Source organism: Actinomadura montaniterrae (genome assembly GCF_008923365.1).
Lineage (GTDB): Bacteria > Actinomycetota > Actinomycetes > Streptosporangiales > Streptosporangiaceae > Spirillospora > Spirillospora montaniterrae.
Genome location: NZ_WBMR01000105.1, coordinates 20,004 through 31,375 on the forward strand (window position 1 = coordinate 20,004; position 11,372 = coordinate 31,375).

An 11,372-nucleotide genomic window follows, 5' to 3' on the forward strand; every position below is an offset into this window, starting at 1 on the left:
CCCGCCCGAGGCGGCGCCCGGACCCATCGGTTCCGTCCGGCCCACTGGTTAGAGACGGCCGTAATGGGACGCTCGATTGCGAGGTTAGTCGATCCCCCATGTGACGTTCGAGGCGGCCTGAGCCGCCCGCGGCGAGGGATACCTACCTGGACGCGCCGGGGCTAAACACATCGTGCAACGGGCCTCCACGCAGAGCGAGCACCGGCGGAAAAGCGAGCACCGGCGGGCAAGGCGCCGTCCCCCCGGGCTAGCAGCGGGTCAGGGTGACGGGGACGCCGTTGAAGACGGCGTTGCCGGACAGCGGGTCGATCTCCTGCTCGTCGGTGACGGCGTTGACGTTCACGCCGGCGTGCTCGCGGGCGACGGCGGTGCGGGTGCCGGGACGGTCGTGCCCCCAGCCGTGCGGGAGGCTGACGACGCCCGGCATCACGGCGTCCGTGGGCTCGGCGACCGCGTCGACGGAACCGGTGCGGGACGCGACCCGGACGGTGTCGCCCGCGCCGACGCCGAGCCGGGCCGCGTCGGCGGTGTTGAGCTGGAGCGTGCAGGTGTTGGAGCCGCGCACCAGCTCGGGGACGTTGTGCAGCCAGCTGTTGTTGGACCGCAGGTGCCGCCGCCCGATCAGCACGAAGTCCGCGGGGCGGTGCGTCCGGAGCGCGGTGTGCAGGCGGTCGACGTCGGCGGCGCAGGTGGACGGGCACAGCTCGACCCGGCCGGACGTCGTGCACAGCACCTCGTCGATGCGGGGCTTGAGGGCGCCGAGGTCGATGCCGTGCGGGTGCTCGGTGCGGAGCCGGGTGAGGGTCAGCCCGGACGGGTCCGCGCCGAAGCCGTCGCCGTAGGGGCCGAGCCGCAGCATCATGTCGAGGCGCTGCTCGGTGAGGGTGCCGCTCTCGGCCAGCATCTTGCGCAGCTCGTCGGTCTCGCGGCCGTGCACCGGGGAGCCGGGCAGCCCGGCGGCCTTCCGCAGCGTCGACGAGATGATCATCTCGTCGAGCGCGCCGGGGTCGCCGTCCATGCCGGACGCGGCGAGCGCGAGCCGCGCGAGGATGTCGGACTCGCTCGGCCGCCCGTCCGGCAGCGGGACGACCGGCGGCGAGTAGCGCGCGTAGTCGCGGACGGCGAGCCCGGTCAGCGCGATGTCGTAGTGCGGCGTCTGCGCGGGCCGCGGCGGCGGCAGGATCACGTGCGCGTGCCGGGTCGTCTCGTTCAGGTACGGGTCGACGCTCACCATGAAGTCGAGGCCCGCGAGCGCGCGGTCGAGCCGGGCCGCGTTCGGGGCGGACAGCGCCGGGTTCCCGCCGATGGTGATCAGCGCCCGGATCCGGCCCTCGCCGGGCGTCTCGATCTCGTCGGCCAGGGTCGCGACCGGGAACTCGCCGTTGACCTCCGGCAGGTCCCGGACGCGGCTGCGCCACCGGCCCGTCGTGAACGGCTTCTTGCGCCGGTACACGGGCGCGTGCGCGGGACGCGGGAACATCGCGCCACCGGGACGGTCGAGGTTGCCGGTCAGCACGTTGAGGACGTCCACGAGCCAGCTGTTGAGCGTCCCGAACGCCTGCGTACACGTGCCGATGCGCCCGTAGACGGCGGCGCGGTCGGCGGCGGCCAGCTCCCGCGCGGTCCTGCGGATCGTCTCGGCGGGGATCCCGGTGACGGGCGCGACGCGCTCGGGCGCGAAGTCGACGGCGAGGGCGCGCATGTCGTCCAGGCCGTTCACCATCCCCTCGAGCCGGACCGTCACGAGGTCCTCGGCGAACAGCGTGTGGACGAGCCCCATCAGCAGGAACGCGTCCGTCCCCGGGCGGATGAACAGGTGCTCGTCGGCGAGCGCCGCCGTCCGCGTCCGGCGCGGGTCGACGACGACGACCTTGCCGCCGCGCTCCCGGATCGCCTTCAGCCGGCCGGGGAAGTCGGGCGCCGACGCCAGGCTCCCGTTCGACTCCAGCGGGTTCGCGCCCAGCATCAAAAGATGACCGGTCCGGTCGAGGTCCGGGACCGGGATGGCGAGCGGGTCGCCGAACATGTGCCCGCAGCTCACGTGCTTCGGCATCTGGTCGGCGGTGCTCGCCGTGTACAGGTTGCGGGTGCCGAGCGCCTTCACGACCGCCGCCCCGTACAGCGGCCCCGCCACCGAATGCGCCGTCGGGTTGCCGATGTAGACGGCCACCGCGTCGCGCCCGTACCGCTCGATGACGCTCGCCAGCTCCCGCCGGACGGTCTCGAACGCCTCGTCCCACCCGGCCGTCCGGTGCGTCTCGCCGTCGCGGACGAGCGCCTCCCGCAGCCGGTCGGGGTCGCCGTCGAGCACCCCGAGCGTCGCGCCCTTCGGGCACAGGAACCCCTTGCTGAACGGGTCGGCCTTGTCGCCGCGTACGCGCGTCACCGCTCCGCCGTCGTCGAGGGTCAGCTCGAGACCGCAGAGGGCCTCGCAGAGGGGACAGGTGCGGAAGGCCGTGCGGTCGCCCATGTGCAGACACTCCTCCTGTGGGACCGAACTCCATTCTGTCCTTTTCTCGCGGGGGGCGCCATTTCCAAATTCTGGAGTTACTTTGTTGGTGAGGACTTCCGGCAGCCACAGGGAGCTGCTATGGACGCGTGGGTCGTCTGGTTGCTGATCGCGGCGCTCCTCGGGATCGCGGAGCTGCTGACGCTCACCCTCGCGCTCGGGCTCCTCGCCGTCGCCGCGCTCGCCGCCGGCCTCACCGGCGCCCTCGGCCTCCCCCTCGCCGGGCAGGTCGCCGTCTTCGCCGCCGGCTCCGCCGCGGGCCTCGCCGTCGTCCGGCCCGTCGCGCGCCGGCACATCCGGCAGCCGCCGCCGCTGCGCACCGGCGCCGCCGCCCTCGTCGGACGCGAGGCCCTCACCCTCACCGAGGTGTCCCGCGCCGGCGGGCGCGCCCGGATCGGCGGCGAGGAGTGGTCGGCCCGCCCCTACGACCCCGACCTCGTCATCCCGGCGGGCGCCGCCGCCGACGTCCTCGCCATCGAAGGCGCCACCGCCCTGCTGTACCCGGTCCCCGGCGGACCGGGCGAGGAGGCACCATGACCGACATCGCCATCGCCCTGCTCATCGTCCTCGTCGCCGGGCTGGCCGTCGTCGCCACCGCGGTGATGCGGTCGGTGTGGATCGTCCCGCAGGCCCGCGCCCGCAACGTCGAGCGCCTCGGCCGCTACCACCGCACCCTCGAACCCGGCATCAGCTTCGTCCTGCCGTTCGTGGACCGCGTGAAGTCGCTCATCGACCTGCGCGAGCAGGTCGTCTCGTTCAAGGCGCAGCCCGTCATCACCGAGGACAACGTCGTCGTCCACATCGACACCGTGCTGTTCTTCCAGGTCACCGACCCGCGCGCCGCCGACTACGAGATCGTCAACTACATCAAGGCGATCGAGCAGCTCACCGCGACGACGCTCCGCAACGTCATCGGCACCCTCGACCTGGAGGCCACCCTCACCTCCCGCGACCGCATCAACACCGCCCTGCGCGGCGTGCTGGACGACGCGTCCGGCAAATGGGGCATCCGCGTCACCCGCGTGGAGATCAAGGCGATCGAGCCGCCCGCGTCCATCAAGGACGCCATGGAGAAGCAGATGCGCGCCGAGCGCGAGAAGCGCGCCGCGATCCTCACCGCCGAGGGCGCCCGCGCGTCCAAGATCCTCACCGCGGAGGGCGACAAGCAGTCCACGATCCTGCGCGCCGAGGGCGCCAAGCAGGCCGCCGTCCTGGAGGCCGAGGGCCAGGCGAAGGCCATCGAGCGCGTCTTCTCCTCCATCCACGACGCCGACCCCGACCCGAAGCTGCTCGCCTACCAGTACCTGCAGACCCTCCCGAAGCTCGCCGAAGGCCAGGGCAGCACCTTCTGGGTCATCCCCAGCGAGGTGACGAGCGCCCTCCAATCCATCACCCAAGCCTTCACCACCCCCACCCAGCCGAAGCCCTCCGCCTCCGAAGACCCCGACCCACCCCGCGAACTCCCCACCCCCGACCAAGTCCCGCCCTACGAACTGGCCTCGGGCAAGCCCAACGGCCAAGAGACGCCCGCCGAGCCCTCCTGAAGGCGTGGTGAGGGAGGGGTGGATTCGCCCTCCCTGGGCCGGATGTGGTCGGGGGTGGGGTGGGGGGATTGTCCTGGTCGTGCCATGCTTGGCCGATCAAGACGGGGAGGTCTCCCATGCGCGTTTTCGCCGTGGCAGCCGTGGGCGTGCTGATCGCCGCCGGCGCGTCCGCGTGCGGCGGGTCCGACGGGTCGAAGGCGCGGGGGGCGACGCCGCCCGCGTCGGCGGCGCCGGCGAAGCCGAAGGGGCGGGCGCCGGCGAAGGCGGCGCCGCAGCCGATCGTCATCGCGTTCGGCGGGGACACGCACTTCGAGGGGCAGCTGCGGTCGCGGCTGGCGAACCCGGCGACCGCGCTCGGGCCGGTCGCGTCCACGCTGCGCGCCGCGGACCTCGCCATGGTCAACCTGGAGACGGCGATCACGACGGGCGGCACCCCGGCGCCCGGCAAGGAGTTCACGTTCCGGGCGCCGCCGGCGGCGCTGACCGCGCTGCGCCGCGCCGGCGTCGACGTCGCGTCCATGGCGAACAACCACGGCATGGACTACATGGAGGAGGGCCTGCGCGACTCGCTCGCGGCGATCAAGCGCAGCGGCTTCCCGATCGTCGGCATCGGGCGCGACGCGGACCAGGCGTACAAGGCGTACCGGACGACGGTGAAGGGCAACCGGATCGCGATCGTCGGCGCGACGCAGGTGCTGGACGACAACCTGGTCTCGGCGTGGACGGCGACGGGCGCCAAGGGCGGGCTCGCGTCGGCGAAGGACGTGCCGCGGATGGTGCAGGCGGTGAAGGACGCGCGGAAGGGCTCCGACCTCGTCATCGTGCACCTGCACTGGGGGCAGGAGCTGAAGGCGTGCCCGCTGCCGCGGCAGCAGGAGCTCGCGAAGGCGCTCGTCGACGCGGGCGCGGACATCGTCGTCGGCGGGCACGCGCACATCCCGCTCGGCGGCGGTTACCTGCAGGGCCGGTACGTCCATTACGGCATGGGCAATTTCGTGTTCTCGTCGGCGCACGGCGAGACGGCGAAGTCCGGGGTGCTGCTGCTGCGGGTGGAGGGCCGGAAGGTCACGAAGGCGAAGTGGAAGCCGGCGCAGATCACCGGCGGGCTGCCGATCCCGATGACGGGCGCCGCGGCGGCCGCCGAGGTGAAGCGGTGGAACGGCCTGCGCGCCTGCACGGGGCTGTCGGCGCGTCCCTAGTGGACTCTCCCACTGTGGGAGACGCCAGGCTGGGGACGTGAGCAACGATCTCCTGCCCATCGGGCGGTTCGCGCGGCTGTGCCGGTTGAGCGTCAAGCAGCTGCGCCACTACGACGACCTGGGCCTTCTCGCCCCGGCGTGGGTCGACCCCTCGTCGGGCTACCGGTACTACCGGCCTGAACAGGCGCGGGACGCGCTGATGATCGGGATGCTGCGGGAGCTGGACGTCCCGCTCCCCGCGGTGGCGCGCGTCCTCGCGGGTCAGGGTGCGGCGGCGCTGCGGGACGCGCGGGCCCGGCTGGAGGCGGACGTGGCGCGGCGCCGCCGCGCGCTGCGGCTCCTGGACCGGGTGCTGGCCGACGGGCTGCCGGAGACGGTCGTGTCGGTCACCGAGGAACCGGCCCGGAGGGTGCGGGTGGCGAGCGAGCCGGCGTCCCCGGCGAGCATCGCCGCCGCCACCGGGGCCTGCGTGGCCCGCCTCCTCGGGGCGGCCGAGGGGCCGCCGAGCCTGGTCGGGCTGTTCCCGCTGGACATGGCCGACGAGTTCGAGGTGCGGGTGGCGCTGGAGTCGCCGTCCGGCGAGGACGTCCTGCCCGGCGGGGCGTTCGCGCAGGCCCTGCACACCGGCCCGTACGAGGAGATCGCGCTCACCGTCCACGGCGTGCTGGCCTGGTTCGGCGACCACGGGCACGCGCCCGCGGGCCCGGTCCGGGAGGTCTACCTGAACGATCCGGGCAGCACGCCGCCCGAGCGCCTGGAGACCCGGGTGCTGATCCGACTGGAGGATGTCCGATGAGCTGGTACGAGGCGGCGGAGAAGCCGGAGATCGCGGAGTTCGGCCCGGTGTCGGGGCTGGCCGTCACCGGGCGCGGCGAGCCGGGCGGCGCGGAGTATGGAGCGAGCGTCGGCGCTCTGTACGCGGTGATGGGCGCGCTCGGCGCGCCGATGGTCCCGCTGGAGGGCCGCTGGTGGGTGGAGGACGAGCGCTCCCCGTTCGAGGTGCCGCGCGAGGAGTGGCGGTGGCACCTGTTCCTGCGGCTGCCGGACGGGGCCGAGGCGATTGAGGGCGCCGTCACGGAGGTCAGGCTGGGGCTGCCCGCGGCGGCGCGCGTCCAGCGCGTCACGTTCACCGAGGGGCGGTGCGTGCAGATGCTGCACCGCGGCCCGTACGCGGACGAGCCCGCGAGCCTCGCCGAGATGGACGCGCTGATGAAGGCGGAGGGCCTCGCGGTGAACGGCCTGCACCACGAGATCTACCTGTCCGACCCGAACGAGCCGGACCAGGCGAAGGCGCGCACGATCCTCCGCCAGCCCGTCCGCTGACGTCCGCCGAGGGGCCTGGACAGCGAATCTCAACGGCGTAGGTTCTCGGGCAAACCCCCTAGAGCGGTAGGGAGCGCCGATGCGGGACCAGCGGGTGAGGTCGGGCGGGATCGAACTGGCCGTACGGGAGCGCGGGGAGGGGAACCGGCCGGCGGTCGTCCTCGTCCACGGATACCCCGACACCGGCGCGATGTGGGACGACGTCGCCGAGCGGCTCGCCGGCCGGTTCCGCGTGATCACCTACGACGTGCGCGGCGCGGGCGGCTCGTCCGCGCCGTCCGACCCGCTGGACTACGGCCTCGACGCGCTGATGGGCGACCTGGAGGCGGTGCTCGACGGCGTCGGCGCGGACGAGCCCGTCCACCTCGTCGGCCACGACTGGGGGTCGGTGCAGGGCTGGGAGGCGGTCATCGGGGACCGGCTGCGCGGCCGGTTCGCCTCGTTCACCTCGATCTCCGGCCCGGACCGGCGGCACCTCGCCCGCTGGGTGCGGACCTCCGTCCGGTCCGGGCCGCGCGGGGTGCGGGAGGTGCTGGCGCAGGCGCGGCGCAGCGTCTACATGCCGGTGCTGATGGCGCCGCGCGCCGGGGAGCTGGCGGCGCGGCTGCTGCCCGCCGGGTTCGCGCGCGGGCTGCGGCTGCGGGAGGGCGCCGAGCCGCGTCCCGGGCACCCGGCCGCGACGCTGGCGCAGGACGCCCGCAACGGGCTCGGCCTGTACCGCGCGAACATGGGCCGCCGCCGCGGCGGGTCGCCCGAGGGTGCCCGCCGTGCCTCCGAGGGCGACGGGCGGACGGACGTGCCCGTCCAGCTGATCGTCCCGATCAAGGACCGGTACGGGTCGCAGCCGCTGCTGCTGTCGCCGCGCGGCGTCGTCCCGAACCTGTACGTGCGCCGCGCCCCGGCCGGGCACTGGGTGGCGCGCAGCCATCCCGACCTGGTCGCCCGCTGGATCACCGAGTTCGTGGAGCACGTCGAGGGCGGGCCCGAGACACCCGGCCTCGCGCACGCGCGGGCCGCCGCCGAGCCCGGCAAGGAGTTCGGCGGCGACCTCGTCGTCGTCACCGGCGCGGGCAGCGGGATCGGCCGCGCCACGGCCCGCGCGTTCGCCGCGGCCGGGGCGCGCGTCGTCGTCGCCGACATCGACGAGGGCGGCGCCAAGCGGACCGTGGACGAGATCGGCGCGGCGGGCGGCGAGGCCCACGTCTACCGCGTCGACGTCGCCGACGCGGAGGCGATGGAGCGGTTCGCCCGGTACGTCAAGGACACCTGGGGCGTCCCGGACATCGTCGTCAACAACGCCGGAATCGCCCTCGCGGGGTCGCTGCTGGAGACGCCGGAGGAGGACTGGGAGCGCATCCGCTCCATCAACGTCGACGGCATGTACCGCGGGTCCCGGCTGTTCGGGCGGCAGATGGTGGAGCGCGGCGAGGGCGGCCACATCGTCATCGTGTCATCGCTGGCGGCGTTCACGCCGAGCCCGGAGCTGCCCGCCTACGGCGCGACGAAGGCGGCGGTCCTGCAGCTCGCCGAGTGCTTCCGGCTCGACATGGAGCGCTACGGCATCGGCGTCACCGCGGTGTGCCCCGGCGCGGTCGACACCCCGATCACCCGGCAGACCCGGTTCGTCGGGATGGCCCCGGCGGTGGACGCCGAGCTCCGCGAGAAGATGGGCCGCGCGATCGAGCGGCGCGGGTTCCCGCCGGAGAAGGTCGCGCGGGCGATCCTGCGCGCCGTCCGGCAGGACGCGGCGGTCGTCCCGGTCGCCGTCGAGGCGCACGTCGCCCGGACCATCGCCCGCGTCTCGCCCGCCGCGAACCGCGCCCTCGCCCGGCTCGGCCGCCGCGCCGGCGACCGCCTCCTCGCCGGCGTCCAGGACCGCCACGCCGGACCGCGCTAGCCGGGGAAGCGGCGCTTCTTGGCGGCGTCGATCCAGCAGAGCAGCGCGAACGCGGCGCCGATCGCGAGCAGCGACACGATCCACCACGCGGGGGACGGCAGCCGCGCGGCGGCGACCAGGAACCGCTTCGGGCCGTCCGGCTCCCAGCCGAACAGCTTGCTGATGAACGGCACGACGCCCGCGTACACCCCGAGCATGAACACGAAGGAGGACAGTCCGTCGTAGGACTTCGGGTCGTTCATACCGCCGAGCCTGCCGGGGCGGGGGCGCGCGGGATACCGACCAAGGTCGATGCCACCCGTCCGGACGGCTGCCGTCACGCGGGCGGTTGGGGTCAGGCGGGCCGTCAGGCGGGCAGAGACGAATGGTTCAGGGTTTCGGTCGGGGTCTCGCCGAAGCGCTGCCGGTAGTGCTCCGCGAACCGGCTCATGTGCAGGTAGCCGGCGGCGGTGGCGGCGTCCGAGACCGTCCGCCTGCCGGGCCCGGACGAGCGGAGCGCGGCGCGGGCGCGGTCGAGGCGCACGCCGCGCAGCAGCTGCGTCGGGGTGAGCCCCCACTGGGCGCGGCAGATCGCCTGGAGCTGCCGGACACCGATCCCGGCCGCCGCCGCGATGTCGGACGCGCCGATCGGCCGGTCGTGGTGCGCCTCCACCCATTCCCGGATGAACCCGGCGAGATGGTGCGGGACGCGCCGCGGCGGCTCCGCCAGCTCCGGCGTCGCGGTGTGCGGCAGGCCGAGCAGGATCGAGGTGAGCAGCGACTCCTCCAGGCTGCGCGCCGCCAGCGGATGCAGGCCCGCGGCCGCGGTGTCGTCGAGGACCGCGCACACGTGCCGCCACGTCCGCTCGACGAGGGACGCGGGGGCGAGGGCCGGGCCGTCCAGGCTGTGGAAGCGTAGCGGCGGGTCGTGGTCGCGGCCGAGGAAGCCGCCGAGGTGGTCGGCGAGCCGGCCGGTGCTCGTCGCGATCACCAGGCAGCCGTGCCGGGGGTCCGGGGTCAGCCGCATCGCCTCGTCGTGCGCGACGACGAGGGTGCCGTGCGCGGTGGCGCGGCCGCCCGACCGGCGGTACTCCACGCCCATCGGCGCGATCGGCGCGCACAGCGCGAACGCGCCCTCGGTCGGCGGGGTGTCGACGATGACGCCCGCGCCGCCGTAGCGGACCCAGACGAGCTTGACCGCGCCGACGCCGAGCGCGTTGACCAGGCCGTCCAGCGGGCTGCCGGGCTCGCGGGCCTGGAGGTCGTGGCCGACGGCGTACGGTTCGACGGCCCGGTGCAGGACGTCGATGTCACCGCTCGCGACCCGCTGGTACGGCGCCAGCGGAGGCTCGTCCGCCAGCGGAGGCTCGTCCGCCGGAGGTGGCGCGTCCGGTGGGGGCAGCGCGTCCGGCGGGGCGGCTCGTGCGCCGGAGGTGGTTCGTGCGCCGGAGGTGGTTCGTGCGCCGGAGGCAGCGGCCCGGCGGGGGCGGTCACGGCGAGCCGCCCGGTGCGGCGGCCAGCGGCAGGACGCCGCGTGCGCGCAGCCGCGGCGTCACCTCGGCGGCGAAGTAGCCCAGCTCGCCGGCGTAGTCGAGGAACGACAGCGCGATCCCGTCGAAGCCCGCGCGGGCGAACTCGGCGATCCCGTCGGCGACGTCGCCGGGGTCGCCGACCAGCGGGCAGCTGCCGTGCCCGGCGGCGAACCGGTCCCGGTAGATCCGCAGCATCTCCGGGGTGAACGACTGGGCGTGCAGGCCCTGCAGGCGCATCACCTCGTCCACCGCGGGCCAGTCGGCGTACTCATCGGCGTAGTAGTGCAACTGGTCCTCCGCTTCGGCGCGGGTGGGGCGGCACACGACGTGCCCGAGGGTGAAGACTCCGACGTTCCGGCCGTACGACGCGGCCTCCTTGCGGATGGCGGCGACGACCTCCGCACCGTCCTCCGGGCCAGCGACGACCGTGAACGCGCGGTCGGCGTTGCGGGCGGCGAACGACCGGCCCTGCCGCGACGACCCGGCGTTGATCACCGGCAGGCTCCGCCCGTTGTACGGCTTCGGCGAGCCGACGACGCGCCGGAGGCGGAAGTACGGGCCGTCGTGGTCGAACGGCTCGGTGCTCGACCAGATGCGCCGGACGACGTCCCACCATTCCTGCGCGTAGGCGTACCGGGTGTCGTGGTCGTCGGGGAGCGTGAGGCCGAACATCTCGTACTCGGGGGCATGCCAGCCCGCGACGATGTTCAGCCCGACGCGTCCGCGGCTGAGGTGGTCGGCGGTCGCGAGCTGCTTGGCGGCGACGATCGGGTGGTGGAACGCGGTGTGGACGGTGGTGAAGACGCGCAGGCGCGTCGTGGCGGCGAGCAGGCCGGACGCCCACACCAGCGGGTCGAGGACGCTCTGGTGGAAGTCGGTGCCGGAGCCCCAGTCGGTCCAGCGGGCGACGGGGAGCAGGAAGTCGATCCCGGTCTCGTCGGCGAGGCGGGCGAGGCGCAGATTGTTGTCCCACGTGGCCCGCCACCTTTCCGGAACCGTGGTTATCGCCAGTCCCGATTCGGTGTTGGGGGAGAACAAGCCAAGCTGGAATCCCATCGAGATTCACCTTCGTCCGGCCTCGTCCGCATGCATCCGACTTCGCCCAGTATCGGAAGGGTGTCGGGCGCGGGCAATGGCCGCCGGCGTTCATATCGGGATGACCCCGAGGGTGAGCCGGTCGAATGGTCCGGGCGGTCCGTTGCCCTCGGCGTGCCGTCCTTCGGGGGTCGCGTAGACGACGATCCGCGCCGTCTCGCCGGAGCATCCGCGGCACCGGTGGGCGAGGGCCTGGACGACGTCGGTGAGGTGGGTGCCGCAGGAGTCGCCGGCGCGGGCCGCGGCGTCGCGCGCGCGGGCCGCGGTGTCGCGGGAGGCGGCGCGGGGCGCGGT

Annotated in this window: 11 protein-coding genes; 6 read left to right on the forward strand and 5 right to left on the reverse strand. The window is 74.2% G+C overall.

The annotated features are described in order from the left end of the window. Window positions 1–247: 247 nt before the first annotated feature. The gene (locus F9B16_RS29440) at window positions 248–2,470 is read right to left on the reverse strand and encodes a molybdopterin oxidoreductase family protein (RefSeq protein WP_151543468.1); all 2,223 of its coding nucleotides are present in this window, start codon (window positions 2,468–2,470) and stop codon (window positions 248–250) included. Between the two features lie 120 nt (window positions 2,471–2,590). Between F9B16_RS29440 and F9B16_RS29445 the strand changes: the two genes are divergently transcribed. The 6 genes from F9B16_RS29445 (at window position 2,591) to F9B16_RS29470 (ending at window position 8,472) form a co-directional block, all read left to right on the forward strand. Beyond that, window positions 2,591–3,046, forward strand: a complete 456-nt coding sequence (locus F9B16_RS29445; RefSeq protein WP_151543469.1) for an NfeD family protein — start codon at window positions 2,591–2,593, stop codon at window positions 3,044–3,046. Then, on the forward strand, window positions 3,043–4,053 hold the full coding sequence (locus tag F9B16_RS29450) for an SPFH domain-containing protein (RefSeq protein WP_151543470.1): 1,011 nt from the start codon (window positions 3,043–3,045) through the stop codon (window positions 4,051–4,053). Before F9B16_RS29445 ends, F9B16_RS29450 begins: the two co-directional genes overlap by 4 nt. Before the next feature lie 116 nt (window positions 4,054–4,169). Further along, a complete protein-coding gene (locus tag F9B16_RS29455; protein ID WP_151543471.1) occupies window positions 4,170–5,252 on the forward strand; it encodes a CapA family protein in 1,083 nt (360 codons plus the stop codon). Window positions 5,253–5,289: 37 nt separating this feature from the next. Next, complete coding sequence (locus F9B16_RS29460; RefSeq protein WP_151543472.1) at window positions 5,290–6,048, forward strand: MerR family transcriptional regulator; 759 nt, start codon at window positions 5,290–5,292, stop codon at window positions 6,046–6,048. Next, window positions 6,045–6,575, forward strand: coding sequence for a GyrI-like domain-containing protein (locus F9B16_RS29465; RefSeq protein ID WP_151543473.1), 531 nt, complete (start codon window positions 6,045–6,047; stop codon window positions 6,573–6,575). Before F9B16_RS29460 ends, F9B16_RS29465 begins: the two co-directional genes overlap by 4 nt. A 79-nt stretch (window positions 6,576–6,654) precedes the next feature. Continuing rightward, window positions 6,655–8,472 (forward strand): SDR family oxidoreductase, encoded by a 1,818-nt coding sequence (locus tag F9B16_RS29470; RefSeq protein ID WP_151543474.1) that lies wholly within the window; start codon window positions 6,655–6,657, stop codon window positions 8,470–8,472. On the opposite strand, the gene F9B16_RS29475 is transcribed toward F9B16_RS29470, so the two are convergent. The 4 genes from F9B16_RS29475 to F9B16_RS51310 all read right to left on the reverse strand — a co-directional run. Further along, the gene (locus F9B16_RS29475) at window positions 8,469–8,714 is read right to left on the reverse strand and encodes a hypothetical protein (RefSeq protein WP_151543475.1); all 246 of its coding nucleotides are present in this window, start codon (window positions 8,712–8,714) and stop codon (window positions 8,469–8,471) included. The genes F9B16_RS29470 and F9B16_RS29475 overlap by 4 nt on opposite strands. A gap of 104 nt (window positions 8,715–8,818) precedes the next feature. Next, window positions 8,819–9,553 carry an AraC family transcriptional regulator gene (locus F9B16_RS29480; RefSeq protein WP_151543476.1) on the reverse strand — a complete coding sequence of 245 codons (735 nt, stop codon included), beginning with the start codon at window positions 9,551–9,553 and terminating at the stop codon, window positions 8,819–8,821. Window positions 9,554–9,941: 388 nt separating this feature from the next. Further along, complete coding sequence (locus F9B16_RS29485; protein WP_151543477.1) at window positions 9,942–11,039, reverse strand: LLM class flavin-dependent oxidoreductase; 1,098 nt, start codon at window positions 11,037–11,039, stop codon at window positions 9,942–9,944. Window positions 11,040–11,129: 90 nt separating this feature from the next. Then, window positions 11,130–11,372, reverse strand: a 243-nt coding sequence (locus tag F9B16_RS51310) for a hypothetical protein (protein WP_192809055.1), incomplete at its 5' end; no start/stop codon positions are given.